The organism is Pseudomonas flavescens (genome assembly GCF_013408425.1).
GTDB classification, from domain to species: Bacteria; Pseudomonadota; Gammaproteobacteria; order Pseudomonadales; family Pseudomonadaceae; genus Aquipseudomonas; species Aquipseudomonas fulva_A.
In genome coordinates this window covers 2,739,755-2,758,329 of record NZ_JACBYV010000001.1, presented here as the reverse complement: position 1 = coordinate 2,758,329, position 18,575 = coordinate 2,739,755, and the positions used below count along the sequence as shown (strand labels likewise).

Here is an 18,575-nt window from a genome sequence, read left to right as displayed (position 1 = left end):
GCCGTGCCCGGCGAGCGGTCTGGTGGTGTGCGGTGTTGTCTGTTTAATGGGCGCCCTTCATGGGCTGAGGCAGCTTTGAAATGGCTTTGATCGTACAGAAATTCGGCGGTACTTCCGTCGGCACCGTCGAGCGTATCGCGCAGGTCGCCGAGAAGGTGAAGAAATTCCGCGAAAAGGGTGACGACATCGTCGTCGTGGTATCGGCCATGAGCGGCGAGACCAATCGCCTTATCGAACTGGCCAGGCAGATCAGCGATGACCAGCCGATAGCCCGCGAGCTGGACGTGATGGTGTCCACCGGCGAGCAGGTGACCATCGCGCTGCTGGCCATGGCCCTGATCAAGCGTGGCGTGCCGGCGGTGTCCTACACCGGCAGCCAGGTACGCATCCTGACCGACAGCGCGCATACCAAGGCGCGCATCCTGAGCATCGACGACACCAATATCCGTGCCGACCTGAAAGCGGGTCGCGTGGTGGTGGTGGCCGGCTTCCAGGGCGTCGACGAGCAGGGCAACATCACCACCCTCGGGCGTGGTGGTTCCGACACCACTGGCGTCGCTCTGGCGGCGGCCCTGAAGGCCGATGAGTGCCAGATTTACACCGATGTCGATGGTGTCTACACCACCGACCCGCGGGTGGTGCCGAAAGCCCAGCGCCTCGAGAAGATCACCTTCGAAGAGATGCTGGAAATGGCCAGCCTGGGCTCGAAAGTCTTGCAAATTCGCTCGGTGGAATTCGCCGGTAAATACAACGTCCCGCTGCGCGTTCTGCACAGCTTCCAGGAGGGCCCGGGCACCCTCATTACCCTTGATGAAGAGGAATCCATGGAACAGCCGATCATCTCCGGCATCGCTTTCAATCGCGACGAAGCCAAGCTGACCATCCGTGGCGTACCTGATTTGCCGGGCGTTGCGTTCAAGATCCTTGGCCCGATCAGCTCCGCCAATATCGAAGTGGACATGATCGTGCAGAATGTCGCTCACGATAACACCACCGATTTCACCTTCACCGTGCACCGCAACGACTACCAGAGCGCCCAACAGGTGCTGGAAGCCACTGCGCGCGAGCTGGGGGCCCGTGAGGTGGTCGGTGACGTCAACATCGCCAAGGTGTCCATCGTCGGCGTCGGCATGCGTTCCCACGCCGGTGTGGCCAGCCGTATGTTCGAGGCGCTGGCCAAGGAAAACATCAATATCCAGATGATCTCCACCTCCGAGATCAAGGTCTCGGTGGTCATCGAAGAGAAATATCTGGAATTGGCGGTGCGTGCCCTGCACACTGCGTTCGAACTCGATGCTCCGGCCCGTCAAGGCGACTGAGGCATCTGCAAGAGGCGCGGTCATTCCGCGCCTTTTGCTCTTTTGGTCGGTGTTGGTGGAACTTTCTTTCCGTCCGCGCTGGTCAAAACTCGGGTGCTGGCGGTTTCGTCTTGATTCTGGCCGGTGCTTTGCAACCGCTTAAAGACTTGTTGTCCGAAATTGAATCCGTAAGGAGAAAGGAATGCTGATTCTGACTCGCCGGGTCGGAGAGACCCTGATGGTGGGTGACGAAGTCACTGTCACCGTGTTGGGCGTTAAAGGTAATCAGGTGCGGATTGGCGTCAATGCGCCTAAGGAAGTCGCCGTTCACCGTGAAGAGATTTACCAGCGCATCCAGAAAGAGAAGGGCGAAGAACCAAACCACTAATTTTTATCGAAATTTTGGTTTGCAAACGGGGAAAACATGTTTATCATGCGCCCCGTGTTGCGGAGAGGTGGCCGAGTGGCCGAAGGCGCTCCCCTGCTAAGGGAGTACACCTCAAAAGGGTGTCGGGGGTTCGAATCCCCCCTTCTCCGCCATTATTTGGCAAATCGGGCTCAGGCCGGATTGGCAAACAAACCAGAGGTGATCTGGTCTAAAAACACCAACGGACTCATAGCTCAGCTGGATAGAGTACTCGGCTACGAACCGAGCGGTCGGAGGTTCGAATCCTCCTGAGTCCGCCATCTTGAATGGCTTGTAGCAGTACGGGCCATTTTGTTTCAACCAGCGGTGATCTGGTCTAAAAGCGCCAAGGGTCGCATGAAGGCGCATTGGCTTTCAGGTGATCTGCAACGGACTCATAGCTCAGCTGGATAGAGTACTCGGCTACGAACCGAGCGGTCGGAGGTTCGAATCCTCCTGAGTCCGCCATATTGAATGGCTTGTAGCAGTACGAACCATTTTGTTTCAACCAGCGGTGATCTGGTCTAAAAGCGCCAAGGGTCGCATGAATGCAACGGCATTCAGGTGATCTGCAACGGACTCATAGCTCAGCTGGATAGAGTACTCGGCTACGAACCGAGCGGTCGGAGGTTCGAATCCTCCTGAGTCCGCCATACCCAAAAGGGCCTGCAGTGATGCAGGCCCTTTTTCTTTGTCTAGCGTTTTCCCATTACGCAGTCATTCTGGTCGAAACTGACCGTGCGCCGCTCGCTGTTGTCCTTGCTGGTGTAATGGTAGGTCGTCTGGCCGTTGCGTTGGCTGATGCGCTGTGGCTTGCCTGGCGCGCTCTCGACGTCCTTGCGGGTCATGCCGGTGCGTATCTGCTTCCTGATGATCGCTTCGCGTCTGGCGCTGCCTATGATGGCATTGCCACAGCCGTCCTGCTGCTCGCCGATCACGGTCAGCGTCTTTTCAGAGGGTTCCGTTGCGCTTTTCGGTGTGGGCTCTGGGCGCGTCAGTGGGGTGACGACGCTCCCGGGGTTGGGGTTGTGGGTGTCCTGAATTCGCTGCTGCTGACTTTCGCTGCAGCCATATTGGCTGAAGGTGATATGGCCATCGCCATGTTCGCAGCGAAACACGCTAGACGCGGGCAGTGTGGTTGGGCTGAGCAGAATGGCGTAGACGGCTGTGCAGCGTATCCATTGCATGGTGACGTCCTCCCTGACGTGTTCTGGCAAGCTTAGTCGCTGCTCTGCCCGTTGCCACGTGCCTTCTGCCTGATGACGTGCGTCGCAGTATTCGAACTCATGCGGACGGGTTCAGGAAAACGCTGCAAGCGCTTGTCTTGCCATGCCTTTGTCACGTACATGGCTGATTAGCGTGTTATTATTCGTCTGTCAGCCCCGCCGGGGCTTGTGGATCCTCACCATGGACTTACCCAGTAGTAACTCAGAATTCCAAGTGTGCAATCACGTATTGACTGATTGACCCTCGCGGGCGCGCGCCGCCGCTGGGGGCGGAGTGTGCCATGTCAGAAGTAGAAACCAAGAAGCCGCAAGAAAGCCTGCAGGACCGACTCGCTCAGGTCGTCGAGTTGCTGCAGCGGCACAGACTGGTCGAAGACCTTACCCATCGCCAGGAAGGCCACCACCAGGACCGCGTCGAAGGTCTGGTGCATCGGCAGAACCTCGCCGAGCTGCAGCGCAAGCTCGATGATCTGCACTCCGCCGACGTCGCTTACATTCTCGAAGCCCTTCCGTTGGAAGATCGTCTTGCCATCTGGCAACTGGTCAAGGCGGACCGTGACGGCGACATCCTTCTCGAAGTGTCCGACGCCGTGCGTGAGACGCTGCTCGCCGACATGGAGGATCATGAGATCCTCGCGGCGGCCAAGGAGATGGATGCCGACGAGCTGGCGGATCTGGCATCCGAACTGCCGCGTGACGTCGTCCATGAGCTGATGGAAACCCTCGACGCTCAGCAGCGCGAGCGGGTGCGTTCCGCGCTGTCCTATGAAGAGGAGCAGGTCGGTGCGCTGATGGACTTCGAGATGGTCACCATCCGCGAGGACGTCAGCCTGGAGGTGGTGTTGCGCTACCTGCGTCGCCTCAAGGAGCTGCCGGGGCATACCGACAAGCTGTTCGTGGTCGACTACGACGGGGTGCTCAAGGGCGTGCTGTCGATCAAGCGTCTGCTGGTCAACGACCCGGAGAAGCAGGTTGCCGAGGTCATGGCCAATGACCCGGTCAGCTTTCATCCCGATGAAGACGCCTATGACGCTGCTCAGGCTTTCGAGCGTTACGACCTGATCTCTGCGCCGGTAGTCGACAAGAACGGCAAGCTCATTGGCCGCCTGACCATCGACGAGATGGTCGACCTGATCCGTGAGGAAAGCGAAAGCGAAGTCCTCAACATGGCGGGTCTGCGTGAAGAGGAAGATATTTTCGCATCGGTCTGGAAGTCGGTGCGCAACCGCTGGGCCTGGCTGGCCGTCAACCTGATCACTGCGTTCATGGCCTCGCGTGTCATCGGCCTGTTCGAGGGCTCCATCGAGAAGCTGGTGGCACTGGCGGCCTTGATGCCGATCGTGGCGGGTATCGGTGGTAATTCGGGCAATCAGACCATCACCATGATCGTCCGCGCGATGGCGCTCGATCAGGTCAGTACCGGCAACGGCAATACATCGCGGCTTATTCGCAAGGAACTGGGCGTTGCATTGATCAATGGCCTGGTCTGGGGTGGGGTGATCGGGGTGGTGGCCTACGGTCTGTACGACAGCTGGTCGCTGGGCGTGGTGATGACTGCGGCAATGACGCTCAACCTGCTGTTGGCTGCGCTGATGGGGGTGCTGATCCCCATGACGCTGATGCGCTTGGGGCGTGACCCGGCGATGGGCGCCAGTGTGATGATCACTGCGGTAACCGACAGCGGTGGTTTTTTCATCTTTCTCGGGCTGGCTACGCTGTTTCTCCTCTGATGGGGAAACAGCTTTTCTGAAGCAACAAAAAAACCGGCCTGGAGCCGGTTTTTTGTTTTCGCAGATTCAGTCGTCGTTGCCGGCGGCCATCTCAGCGTCGTGCGCGATCAGTGCGACGAGTGCATTTTGCTGGCGACGCGACAGCTGGCGGAAGCGCTGCAGCAGTTCCCGCTCGTGCAGGGAAAGCTCCGGGCTGTCCAGGCGCACATCGGCCTCGTCGTCCAGTACGCCTTCCTGAAGCATGCTCTGCTCCAGGCGGGCGATGATCTCGGAGTTCATGCTGCGGTGGTGTTGGCGGGCGACATCAGCGATGCGCTCGCGCATGCCGTCGGGCAACCGAACGACGAACTTGTCAGCCGTACGGCTGGAGTAGATAGCCTGTTTCATAGGGCGCATACATCAACCAATTAGTTCAAGGAAACGAAGCCGTAATGGCATATAGCTACGAGATTGTCGTTACTTCGACCATCCCAAGCGGCAGCCGTTCAACCGCGGCCAGCATTTTGTCTGGTGATCGTGCTTCTTGTCAGCAAATAATTGACGCCAATTACGTGTCGTATTCTGGCCTGGGTAAAGGCTTTTTGCCAGCACCAATTATCGAAATTATTTTCAAATGCGCTGTAAGTCCCATTTAGCGGGCCTCAATTGTCAAATCACGGATACGCCATGATGGCTTTGGCCAGAGTGAAACAGCGGTTTTGCGGGGGAACGTATATGTGTATGTATGTGACGGGCGACGAGTCCGCGGCAAACCAGCCGGCTTGCAAGACCGGGCGCATCATAGCGCCCCATCTGGTTCATGCAGTGAACTACTTCGCTATGATGGGAGATTGTCTGCAGTGACAGATGCTACGGAGGTCGTTGCGAATGGCGGGTAGGCTGATCTATCTCATGGGGCCTTCGGGGGCGGGCAAGGACAGTGTGCTCGACGCCGCGCGGGGAGTGCTCGACGCTCGAGGCTGCAAAGTGGTCAGGCGGGTGATCACGCGCTCCGCCGAGGCTGTCGGGGAGGATGCTATCGCCGTTTCACCCGAAGCGTTCACGGCACGTCTGCAGTCCGGTGACTTTGCCATGAGCTGGCGAGCCAATGGATTGTGGTATGGCATCCCAAAGGAAATCGACGTCTGGCTGTCCGCCGGCCATCAGGTACTGGTCAACGGTTCTCGTGGGTATTGGGAGGAGGCTCGGCAGCGTTATCCGCAACTGTTGGCCATCCTGTTGGAGGTTGACCCCGACGTACTGCGCTCGAGGCTGCTGCGTCGTGGTCGAGAAACGCTGGATGAGATCGAAGCCAGGTTGGCGCGCAATGCCAGGTTCGCTGGTGGTGGGCATGGCGCGATTGTTCTGGATAACTCGGGCCCCATAGAGCAGACGGTTGCCAGGTTGGTGCAACTGATCGATACGCCAATCCAATTGCGCGATTAGCGCGCATCCAACGGCTTCGCGGTGGAGGGTTGGCGGCTAGCGAAGGATCGGATCGAACTTGACCCGTTTGCCGATCAGCAAGGCGACCGTCAGTGATACCACACTGATCGGTAGCGCGATCCGTGCGGCTGCAGTCAGCCATTCGGCTTGGCCAGGGGCCATCCACAGCAGGCTTGCCGATACCACTGCCATCAGCAGAAACAACAGGGCTGGTTTGGACATCATGCTCTCCTCGCGTTCTGCGGTTGGCATTCAGAAAAATGGGTCATGGGGGCCATTCTGGTCATCTCTGGAGATCTGCGGCGGAATGCGATCGGAAAGTCCGTCGATCAGCCAGATTGCCACACAGGCGATAGTGGCCAGCAGCAATACGAAACCTGGGAAAAATACGCTCCACATGGCCCGGCACTCAGAAGGTGAAACGCTGTTGCGGGCGGGGTTGCCACTCGCTGTTGGTCAGGGGCTTGGCCTCGAACTGGCCAGGCTCCACCTTGGTCGCGTGCTGAAACTGTACGGGTGTGGCGCGCATTTGCTGGACCAGCTGCATAGCCGTGGCCTGCTGCTGATTATTTTGAAAGTTGGCGAATGCGGCGCCTGCTAGCAGGGTCAGAGCGATGGCGGTGGCCAGGGCGATGAAGCTGTTCATGGTGGGGTTCTCGCATTCGGATTCTATGCGAGTAAAAGAGCAGTTCCCGTGCCAATCTTTTTAAATAAAAAAATACTTATAAATCAATCACTTAAATAACTATTTACGGCTTGTTGCCGTGCATGTTGCAAGGTCGCTCGACTGCCGCATTGCAAAATGCATGAACGTCGCCAGGCGTCAGTCCAGGGGCAGCTCCGTCGTGCGCTTCACTTCGCTCATCGCAATGCCTGAATGCGCCTCCTGTACGTGTGGTCGCTGCAGGAGTTGGTCGCGCAAAAAGCGCTCATAGCTGGCGATATCCCGTGCCACCACTTTGAGCAGATAGTCAGAGCTGCCCGCCATGGTGTAGCACTCCAGAACCTGCGGATAGCCGGTTATCGCCTGCTCGAATTCGTCGAGATTGCTGCGTCCGTGTGCCGACAATTTGATGCTGACGAAAACGGTGATGTTGAAACCTAGCCGTTTATGGCTGAGCAGTGCGACCTTGCGTTCGATGAAGCCTTCCTCCTGCAGGCGGTTGATGCGTCGCCAGCAGGGGGACTGGGACAGCTCCACTTTCTTGGCTATCTCGGCGGCGCTCAGGTCGGCATTGCGTTGCATCAGGCGCAGGATGCGGCGGTCGATGGCGCTCAATGGCTCGTGCATGTTCGTTTCCGGTTAGTCGTTTTTATTGGAACGTTCATGCTCAGTATTGGCATTGGCGGCGCAAATGAGAAAGAAAAAATCGCTGCGCTCCGGTCTATGCTTAAGGTAGCCATCCATACAGTGATCCTGATGGATGTGGACAGGTGGTACCTACCGTTGCCACTTGAAAAGGTCGCCATAAAAACAACAGGAGCGCCGCCCTATGTCTTTGGCCGAAATCCGCCTGGACGACAAGTACCGTCTCGCCACGGGTCATCTGTACCTCACCGGCACCCAGGCACTGACTCGCCTGCCCATGTTGCAGAAACAGCGTGATTGCGCTGCGGGCCTGAATACGGCCTGCTTCATTTCCGGTTATCGCGGATCGCCGCTGGGTGGGTTGGACAAGAGCCTCTGGGAGGCTCGCGAGTTTCTGCAGCAGAACGCCATCCACTTTCAGCCCGGCGTCAACGAAGAGCTCGGTGCTACCGCGGTCTGGGGTAGCCAGCAGACCAACCTGTTTCCTGGCGCCCGCTACGATGGGGTATTCGCCATGTGGTATGGCAAGGGCCCGGGTGTCGACCGCAGTGGCGATGTGTTCAAGCACGGCAACTCGGCGGGTGTCTCGCCCCATGGCGGTGTGTTGCTGTTGGCGGGTGACGACCACGGCTGCAAGTCGTCGACCATCGCACACCAGAGCGAGCATGCCTTCATTGCCGCTTCGATTCCGGTGCTCAACCCCGCCAACGTTCAGGAAATCCTCGATTACGGCATCATCGGCTGGGAGCTTTCGCGCTACAGCGGCTGTTGGGTCGCACTGAAAACCATCGCCGAGAACGTCGACTCGTCTGCCGTGGTGGATGTCGACCCGCAGCGGGTCAAGGTCAGCCTGCCCGATGATTTCGAGCTGCCGGAAGAGGGCGTGCACATTCGCTGGCCGGACCCGCCACTGGCCCAGGAAAAACGTCTCAACGTCTACAAGATCTACGCGGCCCGCGCTTTCGCCCGCGCCAACGGCCTGAACAGGGTCATGCTCGACTCACCCAACCCGCGGCTGGGGATCATCACCACGGGCAAATCCTATCTGGACGTACGCCAGGCGCTGGAGGATCTGGGGCTGGATGACGCGCTCTGTTCGCATATTGGCTTGCGCGTGCTCAAGGTCGGCATGAGCTGGCCGCTGGAGCCGGTGTCCGTGCACGACTTCGCCGATGGGCTTGATGAGATTCTGGTGGTCGAGGAAAAACGCAGCATCATCGAGGATCAATTGACCGGTCAGCTCTATAACTGGCCCGTCGGCAAACGGCCGAGGGTGGTGGGCGAGTTCGACGAACAGGGCCAGTCGCTGTTGCCCAACCTGGGTGAGCTGACGCCAGCGATGATCGCTCGGGTCATCGCCCGGCGGCTGTCTCCCATCTACACCAGTGATGTCATCGAAGCGCGACTCGGCTTTCTCGATGCCAAGGAAAAGGCCCTGGCGGCGCGCAGCTACAGCACCGTACGTACCCCGCATTTCTGTTCGGGTTGCCCGCACAACAGCTCTACCAAGGTGCCGGAAGGCAGCCGAGCCATGGGCGGCATCGGCTGCCATTACATGACCCAGTGGATGAATCGCAGCACCGAGACCTTCACGCAGATGGGCGGAGAAGGGGTGACCTGGATCGGTCAGGCGCCGTTCACCGATACGCCACACGTGTTCCAGAACCTGGGTGACGGCACCTATTTCCACTCAGGGCATCTGGCCGTGCGCGCTGCCGTCGCGGCAGGCGTCAACATCACCTACAAGATTCTCTACAACGATGCGGTGGCCATGACGGGTGGTCAGCCGGTGGACGGCGAGTTGCGCGTCGATCAACTGAGCCAGCAGGTATTCGCCGAGGGTGTGAAGCGCATCGCGGTGGTCAGCGACGAGCCGGACAAGTACCCGAGTCGCTCGACCTTCGCGTCGATCACCACCTTTCATCACCGTCGCGAGCTGGATGCCGTGCAGCGTGAAATGCGCGAGTGCAAGGGGGTTTCGGTGATCATCTACGATCAGACCTGTGCGACCGAGAAGCGCCGCCGGCGCAAGCGCGGCAAACTGGTCGATCCGGCACGGCGGGCTTTCATCAACTCCGCCGTATGCGAGGGCTGTGGCGACTGCAGCGTGAAATCCAATTGCCTGTCGGTGCTGCCGCTGGAGACGGAACTGGGGCGCAAGCGGGAGATCGACCAGAACGCCTGCAACAAGGATTTCAGTTGCCTGGACGGCTTCTGCCCCAGTTTCGTGACCGTGCACGGCGGGCAGTTGCGCCAGCCGCAGGCGGTCGGCGCGGGGGCGTTGTTCGTGGCGCTACCGGAACCGCGCCTGCCGTCGTTGCAGCGGCCCTGGAGCATTCTGCTGCCCGGTGTCGGCGGCAGCGGAGTGACCACCGTTGGGGCATTGCTGGGCATGGCGGCGCACCTGGAAGGCAAGGGCTGTACCGTGCTCGATCAGGCGGGCCTGGCGCAGAAGTTCGGCCCGGTGAATACCCATGTGCGCATCGCCGCCCATCAGGATGATATCTGTGCGGTGCGTATCGCCGCCGGTGAGGCGGATCTGCTGATCGGCTGCGACCTGGTCGTGGCGGCGGGTGAGGATGCCCTCGCCAAGCTCAACGAGCAGGTGTCCCACGCGGTCATCAACAGCCACGAGGCGGCCACGGCCGAATTCACCCGCAACCCCGATGCTCAGGTTCCGGGGCAGGCCATGCGCCAGGCGCTGAGCGATGCCGTTGGCGCGAGCAAGACCTGGTTCGTCGATGCCACTCATCTGGCGACTCGGCTGTTGGGCGATAGCATCGCCACCAACCTGTTCATGCTCGGTTATGCCTACCAGAAGGGCCTGGTGCCAATCAGCGCCGAGGCCATCGACAAGGCCATCGAACTCAACAACGTGGCGGTCGCATTCAATCAGCAGGCATTTCTCTGGGGACGGCGCGCGGCGCATGACGCCGCAGCCGTCGAGCGCCTGGTGCGGCCAGCGATTGCAGAGGCCCCGCGTTGCGAAACGCTGGAGGCCATCATCGAGGATCGGGTCACGCGTCTGACCGCTTATCAGAATGCGGCCTACGCCGAGCGCTACCGGCAGTTGGTGATGCGCGTTGGCGAGCGTGACAGCGATCCTCAGCGGCGCCTGAGTCGGGCCGTGGCGCGTTACTACTTCAAGCTTCTGGCCTACAAGGACGAATATGAAGTCGCACGCCTGTATAGCGACAGCGCTTTCAGCGAGGCATTGCGGGCGCAGTTCGAGGGTGATTTCCGCCTGCAGTTTCATCTGGCGCCTTCCTGGCTGAGCCAGACCGACAAGGTGACGGGCGAGCCTCGCAAGCGCAGCTTCGGGCCATGGATGCTGAGGGCATTCAAGGTGCTGTCGACACTGCGCTTTGTGCGCGGTACCTGGCTGGACCCTTTCGCACGCAGCGAGGAGCGCCAGCTGGAGCGCAGCCTGATCGACGATTACGAGCGCAGCGTGGGCAAGCTGCTGGAGGCGCTGAGCTCCACCAATTACCCGACGGCGCTGATGATCGCCGAGCTTCCAGAGCAGATTCGCGGCTACGGGCATGTCAAGGAGAAGGCGGTGCTAAGCGTGCGTGAGCTGGAGCGGCAGTTGCAGATACGCATGAAGGCGGGTGAGATTGCGGTGGTGAGGCTGTTCGAACCGGCGGCCTGATGAGCGATGGCATGTCAACGGCATGACAAATCTCGTCGTGATGGTTAACATGCCGGCCGGCTGCTGTAATGGGCGGTGGGTCTAACGGGTCTCCTTAGTTCAACGGATAGAATAAGCCCCTCCTAAGGGCTAGATGCTGGTTCGATTCCAGCAGGGGACGCCATGATCCGGCGCCGAGGATGGAGATGTGCCATCGCGGTTCAGCCATACCAGTTTGCGTTAGCCTGATAAAAATCAAAAAAAAGACCCGGCAAAAAGCCGGGTCAATAACCGTGATTAGCCTGATGAGGAGATAAACTGGAGCTTCCGACTGGATGCATTCAGATTATCAAGCCAGCTTCGCAGCTGACGAAGTAGATAATAATGATTCTCGATCATTAGTCAATAGAAATACTTCTCATTTCTGATCCTGATTTTTCCTGGGCCATTTTTGCTCAGGAAAATCAGCGATTTGCACGCTGCTAAATTCTTTCGCAAGCGTGTCATCTTGCCGCCTTGCAGGCTACGCTAGGGGTCTTTCCCTCAGCCAGGTATGCGACATGTCCGATGAGCCTAACGATGTGCCCCGCCCAGAGCCGCTGACCAGCGCCGAGGCCCGGGTATTGGGTTGTCTGATCGAGAAGCAGGCCACGACCCCTGAAGCCTACCCCCTGACCCTGAATGCGCTGGTGCTGGCCTGCAACCAGAAGACCAGCCGCGACCCGTTGATGAACCTCACCCCTGGCGCTGTCGGTCAGGCCTCGCGAAGCCTGGAAGAGCGCGGTTTTGCGCGGTTGGTCATGGGCAGTCGCGCCGATCGCTGGGAGCAGCGGGTCGACAAGGCGCTGGAGTTGGTGGCGCCACAAGTGACCCTGATAGGCTTGCTGCTGTTGCGTGGGCCGCAGACGGTCAGCGAGCTGCTCACTCGCAGCAACCGCCTGCATGATTTCGACGATGCCGATCAGGTGCAGCACCACTTGGAGCGTCTGATCGGGCGAGACCTGGTCAGCCTGGTGGGGCGGCAGCCGGGGCAGCGCGAGGATCGCTATGCCCATCTGCTGGGGGATCCGGCTGAGCTGCAGGCGCAGTTGCACGAGCGTGCGGCGCAGGGGGAGCGATCGGTCACGGGATCTTCCGCGGATCGCCTGGAGGCACTCGAGGCGCGTATTGCCGAGCTCGAAGCCCGGCTGGCGGTGCTTGAAGGCAATGCTGCCGTTTGAGTGGCAATGCTGGTCGGGCGGTACCTGCAGGGGCTGCGATTCAGGCGGCGGAATAATGAACTGTTGCGGGTCACGCATTATCCATATGGCACTGCGACCGTCGGCTCCGGCCTGGATGGCTGCTTGTCCATCGGGTGTCGTTGATCGAGGTTGAGTCTCCTGCGGGAGCTGGTTACAAGGAGTCGTTGCAGTCCAATGCGTTTGATCTGGAAGTCTTTCAGTTCGCTGTACATCGCCACTGTCCTGATGCTGCTCGGCTCGGGCCTGCTGAGTACCTATCTGGCGCTTCGGCTGGCCGAGTCCGGGGAGGGCGTGTGGGCCGGTGCACTGATGGCGGCCAACTATTTCGGGCTGGTACTCGGTGGCAAGATCGGCCACCGGCTGATCGCCCGGGTCGGGCATATTCGCGCCTACGTCGCTTGTGCTGGTGTGGTCACTGCCGCGGTGCTGGGGCATGGCCTGCTCGACTGGCTGCCGGCCTGGCTGGTGCTGCGTGTGCTCGTCGGGCTGGGGATGATGTGTCAGTACATGGTCATCGAAAGCTGGCTCAACGAGCAGGCCGACACCAAGCAGCGTGGGCTGGTGTTCGCCGGTTACATGGCAGCGTCCTATCTTGGACTGGTGCTTGGCCAACTGGTCCTGGTGGTGCATCCGACCCTGGGGCTGGAGCTGCTGATGCTGGTGGCGCTGGCGTTCGCCCTGTGTCTGGTTCCCGTGGCGCTGACCCGACGCCTGCACCCTGCGGCATTGCATCCGGCACCTTTGGAGATGCGTTTCTTCTTCAAACGGGTGCCGCTGTCGCTGACCACCATCGGTGTGGCGGGCCTTATGATCGGCTCCTTCTATGGCCTGGCGCCGCTCTACGCGGCCGATATGGGGCTGGCGACCGAGCAGGTCGGTATCTTCATGGGTTGCTGCATTCTGGCGGGCCTGATCGTTCAGGCGCCGCTTGGCTGGCTGTCCGATCGTTTCGACAGGGTCAAGCTGATACGCGGCATGTCAGGGATCATGGTGGTGGTCGCCGCCCCCCTGGCCATATTGTCCGAAGCTCCCCTGTTGTTGCTGATTTCGGTGGGTTTCATCGTCAGCATGCTGCAGTTCAGTCTCTATCCGCTGGCCGTTGCATTCGCCAATGACCACGTGGAAACCGATCGACGTGTGTCGCTGACCGCCATGCTGCTGGTGACCTTTGGCGTCGGTGCCTGTATCGGCCCACTACTGGTCGGTGTGCTGATGCGCTTTTTCGGCGCCAACATGCTCTACGCGTTCTTCTGTGTCTGCGGGCTGTTTCTGGTCTGGCGGGTGCGCTCGAACATCGTTACCCACCTTCACCAGGTCGATGATGCGCCACTGCAGCACGTGGCCATGCCAGTCAACATGACCGCTTCGCCGCTGGTGGCTGCGCTGGATCCGCGCGTCGATGAGCAGGTGGTGCAGGAGCAGATGCAGGAGCCTGTCGTTACCGATCCCGATGTACAGGGTGGCGACGATCTGCAAGACAGGCCTGCGCCATCGCCGCAGGCCTGAGCTTATAGAAAGGTATCGCTTTCAAAGCGTCGGGCTTCGCGTTGCAACTGGTAAACGAAACGCTCTACCAGTCGCTGCTGCAGCCCACTGAGGTTGGCGAAATGCAGGCCAGCGAAGGTCAGGTCGAGCTTGTCGTCATAGCGGGCATGGCGCAACTCCACGGCGGCCTCCAGGCGGCCGACTGGCAGTAGGGCGTAGAAACCTTCGTACACTTGTCCTGGCTGCAGTTTTTCGCTGGCGTTGCCGGGTAGGCGAACCTTGCACCCCGAGGCGGAGATGTCCAGCATCAGGCCTTCGAGCGGCGTGCGCAGTTTGGCACCGATGATTTCCACCTTGACCTGATCGGATTGCTTGAGAGCGGCCCGGAACGCATTGCGGCGCTGGTGGTAGAGCACCTCACCGGGAATACCGCCGACATAGCAGCGCTCGCCCTGATATTCACTCGCCTGCATGCCGGTTGGGCAATCCCAGGCAATGCGCACGCCGTCATGCAGCGATTCGACGCGAAAGGCTTCGCCATTCTGCATGTAGCGCTCACCATCGCTGGGCATCATTTCGTCGAGAACCAGCAGGTTCTGATCGCGGTCCACCTCGATCACATAGCTCTGGAAGCGCTGGTTGCGTTCATGGAACACGATCACCAGGGGATCATGGTGTTGTTGCAGAAGGCGTAGGTTGGCAACGATTTCCACGGGTGCCTTGAGCACTTTCGGGGGTTGCGGGCCACCATCCTGAACGAAGGGGTTGGACACGGTCCAGTGATCTCCGGGGCAAGGTACTACTGCGTCAATGATAATGCCATTTTGACATCATTGCGCATCTTGTCGTTATGTCAGGCCTGGCTCAGCGGGCGCTTGCCGCCGATCTTAGCGGTACTCCCGCTGCTGTCATAGAGCGATGGGGTCTCGTTTCCACGCAGGATGCCGAGCATTTTTTCTGCCGATTTCTGGCTCGAGCGGATGACCCGACCGTTGCGCAGGTTGGCACTCTGGCAGTTCTCGAGCAGGTCACTCAGGCGGTCGCTGGCGGCCATCAGCGCGGCACCTTGAGCGGAGCGTTGCGCGAGTGCCTGCAGGCCTGCGCGGTCAGCGCTCAGATGAAGACCAAGAAGAATCTGAGTGCGGGCCTTGCCATGTTGATCGAGACTGGCCAGCAGTGGCTGCTTGTCTGCCAGTATCTGCTGCAGACTGGGCAGATCGTTGTCGCTGAGAGCCTGGAATTCGCTCTCTATCAGCTCAAGCAATCGCTCTGCGTGGCCGATATCTTCGTTGAACAGGTCGAGCAGGGTCGTAGCGGTCATGAGCGGGCTCTCTGGGGTAGAACCTATCCGAGCTCTGCCAGCTTGGGTGCCGGCAAAACGTCAAAGCGGTTTCTGGGCGTCCAACACCCCAGCGCGAGCCCTGGGACTAGCGCTGGGACTCGAAGTTGAGCAGCTTGCTGGCGACGCGCTGGCTGTCGACCTGATAGCTGCCATCGGCGACGGCCTGCTTCAGCTTGGCTACCCGGTCGGTATCCACAACTGGCTGATCGCGCAGCTTGTCGACGGTTTTCTGCAACTGTTGCGCTTCGCTGCTCAGCTGAACGGATTCGCCGCTCTTGCTGCTGACAGCTGTTTTCTGGGCTGCGGCTTCGCTGCCACCGGCCTTGTTGTCGATGGCTTCGTTCTTGCCGCCCTGGGCGCTGCCGGCACGTGTGGTGCTGGCTGGCGTGGTGCTGTTGAGTCGGTTGAAATCGATGACCATGATGCAGAACCTCTGACGGAGTTTGGACGCTTGCCTAGTTTGTCGGCTATGCCCGAGAAAACTTTAGGCAAAAAAATCGCGTCGCTCGCACAGTCTAAAACACCCATCTGCGCCAGTCAGCCAATCCGTTCGCCAATCTGCCAGATAAATGAATACCCATGATACCTACATCGACACTTCGACTTGCCCGGGGCCTGTCACCCGAGCGCGAACCACGCGCTGCGAGCGCTGGTTGCGTACGCTTATCTGCTTGCCTATGGCGCCATCCGAGAGCGCTTCGCCGGGCATGCGCACATTGATGCCGCCGCTGCGCGCGCTGATTACGACCTGGTCACCGCGGCGGATGACCTCGGCCTGGCGGATATGCACGGGCGCCAGGACCTGGTCCGGTTGCATGGCGCGCGTGGCCTTTCTGCCGATCGCCTGCTCCATCTCGGTCAGGTAGCCCTGATTGAGCAGGCCGACATCACGTTCCGCCAGCATTATGTCGGCTTCGCCAAGCACGCCTTCGCGTTTGACCGGGCGTACCAGGGTGACCACTTCGCGATAAAGACGCACCTGGCCGGGTACGAATACCGTCCAGGGGGCCGCGCCGTCACAACGCACGCGCATGGTCACCCGGCCTACGGGTTCAGCGGGTGTTTCCAGGGTGGTGGTCAGTGGCTGATCGCATAATGGCAGGCGCAGGCGTGGGTCCAGACGGTTGATCTGCACCTCGTGGCGCGCCTGGATATTGCTGCGCTGCAAATAGTCCTCCACTGCCTGCTCAAGAAAGCGCTGGGTCTCGCCGATAAGCTGATCGGGCAGGGTGACTGAGGCAGTTGTCAGCGTGCTATAGCCGAGCGCCATCAAAGCAGGTAAAACTGCCAGGCAACGAAGGCTCTTGGCCATCGCGCGTCGAATAATTGTCGTTTGTGCATTCATGTCTGGTTGGAAGCAAGGCGCGTGCCGCCTGCTACGCTGACCAAATCAGATGCGTAATTGGAATCATGGGAGCCCGTACATGGCCGGTGTGATGGATTCGGTCAACCAGCGTACTCAGCTGGTTGGGCAGAATCGCCTGGAACTGTTGCTGTTTCGTCTCGACGGCCCACAGCTGTACGGGATCAACGTCTTCAAGGTGAAGGAGGTGTTGCAATGCCCGAAACTCACCATCATGCCCAAATCGAGCCCGGTGGTTCGGGGTGTGGCGAATATCCGCGGCGGTACCATCCCGATCCTTGACCTGTCCATGGCGACGGGCAAGCGACCGCTGGGTGATCTGCAGGGCAGCTTCGTCATCATCACCGAGTACAACACCAAGGTGCAGGGCTTCCTGGTGCGCTCGGTGGAGCGCATCGTCAACATGAACTGGGAAGAGATCCATCCGCCACCCAAGGGCACCGGGCGCGACCATTATCTGACGGCGGTCACGCGGTTGGATGACAAACTGGTCGAAATCATCGACGTGGAGAAGATCCTCGCCGAGGTGGCGCCGACTTCCGAGGTGATTTCCGTCGGCGTGGTGGATGTCGAGACCCAGACCAAGGCTGTCAGCCAGCACGTGCTGATCGTCGACGATTCGTCGGTGGCGCGTAAGCAGGTGATGCGCTGTCTGCAGACGGTAGGGGTCGAGGTCACCGCCTTGAATGATGGACGCCAGGCGCTGGACTTCCTGCGAGCGATGGTCGACGAGGGCAAGGTGCCGGAGCAGGAACTGCTGATGATCATTTCCGATATCGAGATGCCGGAGATGGACGGTTATACCCTGACCGCTGCGATCCGCTCCGATCCGCGCATGCAGAAGCTGCACATTCTCCTGCATACTTCACTATCGGGTGTATTCAACCAGGCGATGGTGAAGAAAGTGGGGGCCAACGATTTTCTGGCGAAATTCCGTCCGGACGATCTGGCCTCTCGCGTGGTCGAACGCATCAAGTCGAGCGATCACTCGGCATAACGCAGGAATTGCCCGGATTCACTGAACGGGCGGTGGCGGCAAAATCGACAGGTGGGCCTTGGCCTACCTGCCGCATTCGATTTTTTAGATGGGCGAGGCTCAGCGAGTGTCTTCAGGTAATTTGGATTTCGAACAGTTCCGGATCTTTCTGGAAAAAGCCTGTGGCATCGTGCTGGGTAGCAATAAGCAGTACCTGGTTTCCAGTCGGCTGAACAAGCTGATGGAGACCAACGGTATCAAGACCCTGGGCGAACTGGTGCAGCGCATGCAGACCCAGCCGCGCAGTGGTCTGCGCGAGCAGGTGGTCGATGCCATGACCACCAACGAAACCCTGTGGTTTCGAGATGCCTATCCGTTCGAAGTGCTCAAGAATCGAGTGTTGCCCGAGCTGATCAAGGCCTACCCTGGGCAGCGCCTGCGAATTTGGTCGGCGGCCTGTTCGTCGGGGCAAGAGCCCTATTCGCTGTCGATGAGCATCGATGAGTTCGAGCGCAGCAACATCGGCCAGCTCAAGACCGGTGTGCAGATCGTGGCCACTGATCTTTCGCCGACCATGCTCAACAACTGCAAATCCGGTGAGTACGACAGCTTGGCGATGGGCCGCGGTCTTGCCCAGGAGCGGCTGCAGCGTTACTTCGACCCCAAGGGGCCGGGGCGCTGGGTGGTCAAGCCGGCGATCAAGAGCCGCGTCGAGTTTCGCCCGCTGAACCTGCTGGACAGTTACGCCAGCCTCGGCAAGTTCGACATCGTGTTTTGCCGCAACGTGCTGATCTACTTCTCCGCCGATGTGAAGAAGGACATCCTTACGCGCATCCATGCGATGCTCAAGCCAGGCGGTTATCTGTTCCTTGGCGCTTCCGAAGCCCTCAATGGTTTGCCGGAGAAGTACCAGATGGTGCAGTGCAGCCCAGGGATCATTTACAAAGCCAAGTGATTCAGCGATAGCGAAAAGGAGGCCCCACCGGCCTCCTTTTTTCATTCGGTTCGTTCTCCTCGCCTGACGGTGTTCCGTCACCCTCGCGTCAGAAAAGCGGCAAGCCCTGGTTCAATTGCCGCTCTCAGCTTGCCAATCGGCGGAAAAGCTTTGCCGCCCGCGCCTGCCGCTTCCCTTTGTTTTAGCTT

18 protein-coding genes and 5 tRNA genes are annotated in these 18,575 nt (G+C 59.7%); 14 read left to right on the top strand and 9 right to left on the bottom strand.

The genetic code is table 11. From position 1 onward, the window contains the following. Positions 1-80: 80 nt before the first annotated feature. The 6 genes from FHR27_RS12330 to FHR27_RS12305 all read left to right on the top strand — a co-directional run bounded on the left by FHR27_RS12330 (position 81) and on the right by FHR27_RS12305 (position 2,357). Positions 81-1,319 carry an aspartate kinase gene (locus FHR27_RS12330; RefSeq protein WP_042553122.1) on the top strand — a complete coding sequence of 413 codons (1,239 nt, stop codon included), beginning with the start codon at positions 81-83 and terminating at the stop codon, positions 1,317-1,319. Between the two features lie 181 nt (positions 1,320-1,500). After that, positions 1,501-1,686 carry a carbon storage regulator CsrA gene (csrA, locus tag FHR27_RS12325; protein WP_013792214.1) on the top strand — a complete coding sequence of 62 codons (186 nt, stop codon included), beginning with the start codon at positions 1,501-1,503 and terminating at the stop codon, positions 1,684-1,686. A gap of 61 nt (positions 1,687-1,747) precedes the next feature. After that, positions 1,748-1,838: transfer RNA gene (locus FHR27_RS12320), tRNA-Ser, on the top strand. 70 nt (positions 1,839-1,908) lie between these two features. Then, positions 1,909-1,985: transfer RNA gene (locus FHR27_RS12315), tRNA-Arg, on the top strand. Between the two features lie 110 nt (positions 1,986-2,095). Further along, positions 2,096-2,172: transfer RNA gene (locus tag FHR27_RS12310), tRNA-Arg, on the top strand. Positions 2,173-2,280: 108 nt separating this feature from the next. Next, positions 2,281-2,357 (top strand) — tRNA-Arg (locus tag FHR27_RS12305). A 42-nt stretch (positions 2,358-2,399) separates the two neighbouring features. On the opposite strand, the gene bamE is transcribed toward FHR27_RS12305, so the two are convergent. Beyond that, positions 2,400-2,891 carry an outer membrane protein assembly factor BamE domain-containing protein gene (bamE, locus tag FHR27_RS12300; RefSeq protein ID WP_179538703.1) on the bottom strand — a complete coding sequence of 164 codons (492 nt, stop codon included), beginning with the start codon at positions 2,889-2,891 and terminating at the stop codon, positions 2,400-2,402. A gap of 320 nt (positions 2,892-3,211) precedes the next feature. Here bamE and mgtE point away from each other — a divergent pair, with 320 nt between their 5' ends. Then, complete coding sequence (gene mgtE / locus FHR27_RS12295; protein ID WP_042553120.1) at positions 3,212-4,660, top strand: magnesium transporter; 1,449 nt, start codon at positions 3,212-3,214, stop codon at positions 4,658-4,660. A gap of 66 nt (positions 4,661-4,726) precedes the next feature. Here mgtE and FHR27_RS12290 read toward each other — a convergent pair whose 3' ends face one another. After that, a complete protein-coding gene (locus FHR27_RS12290) occupies positions 4,727-5,056 on the bottom strand; it encodes an Arc family DNA-binding protein (RefSeq protein WP_042553119.1) in 330 nt (109 codons plus the stop codon). A gap of 471 nt (positions 5,057-5,527) precedes the next feature. On the opposite strand from FHR27_RS12290, the gene phnN reads away from it, so the two are divergent. Continuing rightward, the gene (gene phnN, locus FHR27_RS12285; RefSeq protein ID WP_179538702.1) at positions 5,528-6,085 is read left to right on the top strand and encodes a phosphonate metabolism protein/1,5-bisphosphokinase (PRPP-forming) PhnN; all 558 of its coding nucleotides are present in this window, start codon (positions 5,528-5,530) and stop codon (positions 6,083-6,085) included. A 36-nt stretch (positions 6,086-6,121) separates the two neighbouring features. Here the strand turns inward: phnN and FHR27_RS12280 are convergent, their stop codons facing one another. From FHR27_RS12280 to FHR27_RS12270, 3 genes are all read right to left on the bottom strand, one after another. After that, complete coding sequence (locus FHR27_RS12280; protein WP_042553117.1) at positions 6,122-6,307, bottom strand: PA3371 family protein; 186 nt, start codon at positions 6,305-6,307, stop codon at positions 6,122-6,124. A 187-nt stretch (positions 6,308-6,494) separates the two neighbouring features. Beyond that, positions 6,495-6,731, bottom strand: a complete 237-nt coding sequence (locus FHR27_RS12275; protein ID WP_042553116.1) for a hypothetical protein — start codon at positions 6,729-6,731, stop codon at positions 6,495-6,497. A gap of 177 nt (positions 6,732-6,908) precedes the next feature. After that, positions 6,909-7,376: an Lrp/AsnC family transcriptional regulator gene (locus FHR27_RS12270; protein ID WP_042553115.1), complete on the bottom strand. Its 468-nt coding sequence runs from the start codon at positions 7,374-7,376 to the stop codon at positions 6,909-6,911. Between the two features lie 202 nt (positions 7,377-7,578). Between FHR27_RS12270 and FHR27_RS12265 the strand changes: the two genes are divergently transcribed. The 4 genes from FHR27_RS12265 to FHR27_RS12250 all read left to right on the top strand — a co-directional run bounded on the left by FHR27_RS12265 (position 7,579) and on the right by FHR27_RS12250 (position 13,772). Beyond that, positions 7,579-11,046, top strand: a complete 3,468-nt coding sequence (locus tag FHR27_RS12265) for an indolepyruvate ferredoxin oxidoreductase family protein (RefSeq protein WP_179538701.1) — start codon at positions 7,579-7,581, stop codon at positions 11,044-11,046. A gap of 88 nt (positions 11,047-11,134) precedes the next feature. After that, positions 11,135-11,209 (top strand) — tRNA-Arg (locus FHR27_RS12260). A gap of 376 nt (positions 11,210-11,585) precedes the next feature. Beyond that, positions 11,586-12,245, top strand: a complete 660-nt coding sequence (locus tag FHR27_RS12255; protein WP_042553113.1) for a YceH family protein — start codon at positions 11,586-11,588, stop codon at positions 12,243-12,245. 195 nt (positions 12,246-12,440) lie between these two features. Then, positions 12,441-13,772, top strand: a complete 1,332-nt coding sequence (locus FHR27_RS12250; RefSeq protein WP_042553112.1) for an MFS transporter — start codon at positions 12,441-12,443, stop codon at positions 13,770-13,772. Positions 13,773-13,774: 2 nt separating this feature from the next. Here FHR27_RS12250 and FHR27_RS12245 read toward each other — a convergent pair whose 3' ends face one another. From FHR27_RS12245 to flgA, 4 genes are all read right to left on the bottom strand, one after another. Then, positions 13,775-14,524: a flagellar brake protein gene (locus FHR27_RS12245; protein ID WP_042553111.1), complete on the bottom strand. Its 750-nt coding sequence runs from the start codon at positions 14,522-14,524 to the stop codon at positions 13,775-13,777. A gap of 80 nt (positions 14,525-14,604) precedes the next feature. Further along, positions 14,605-15,072, bottom strand: a complete 468-nt coding sequence (locus FHR27_RS12240) for a flagella synthesis protein FlgN (protein ID WP_179538700.1) — start codon at positions 15,070-15,072, stop codon at positions 14,605-14,607. Positions 15,073-15,178: 106 nt separating this feature from the next. Then, the gene (gene flgM, locus FHR27_RS12235; protein WP_179538699.1) at positions 15,179-15,514 is read right to left on the bottom strand and encodes a flagellar biosynthesis anti-sigma factor FlgM; all 336 of its coding nucleotides are present in this window, start codon (positions 15,512-15,514) and stop codon (positions 15,179-15,181) included. A 165-nt stretch (positions 15,515-15,679) separates the two neighbouring features. Beyond that, positions 15,680-16,438 carry a flagellar basal body P-ring formation chaperone FlgA gene (gene flgA, locus FHR27_RS12230; protein WP_042553108.1) on the bottom strand — a complete coding sequence of 253 codons (759 nt, stop codon included), beginning with the start codon at positions 16,436-16,438 and terminating at the stop codon, positions 15,680-15,682. Positions 16,439-16,517: 79 nt separating this feature from the next. On the opposite strand from flgA, the gene FHR27_RS12225 reads away from it, so the two are divergent. After that, positions 16,518-17,453 (top strand): chemotaxis protein CheV, encoded by a 936-nt coding sequence (locus FHR27_RS12225; protein ID WP_042553107.1) that lies wholly within the window; start codon positions 16,518-16,520, stop codon positions 17,451-17,453. 106 nt (positions 17,454-17,559) lie between these two features. After that, on the top strand, positions 17,560-18,387 hold the full coding sequence (gene cheR, locus FHR27_RS12220) for a protein-glutamate O-methyltransferase CheR (RefSeq protein WP_042553174.1): 828 nt from the start codon (positions 17,560-17,562) through the stop codon (positions 18,385-18,387). The last annotated feature ends 188 nt before the right edge of the window (positions 18,388-18,575 follow it).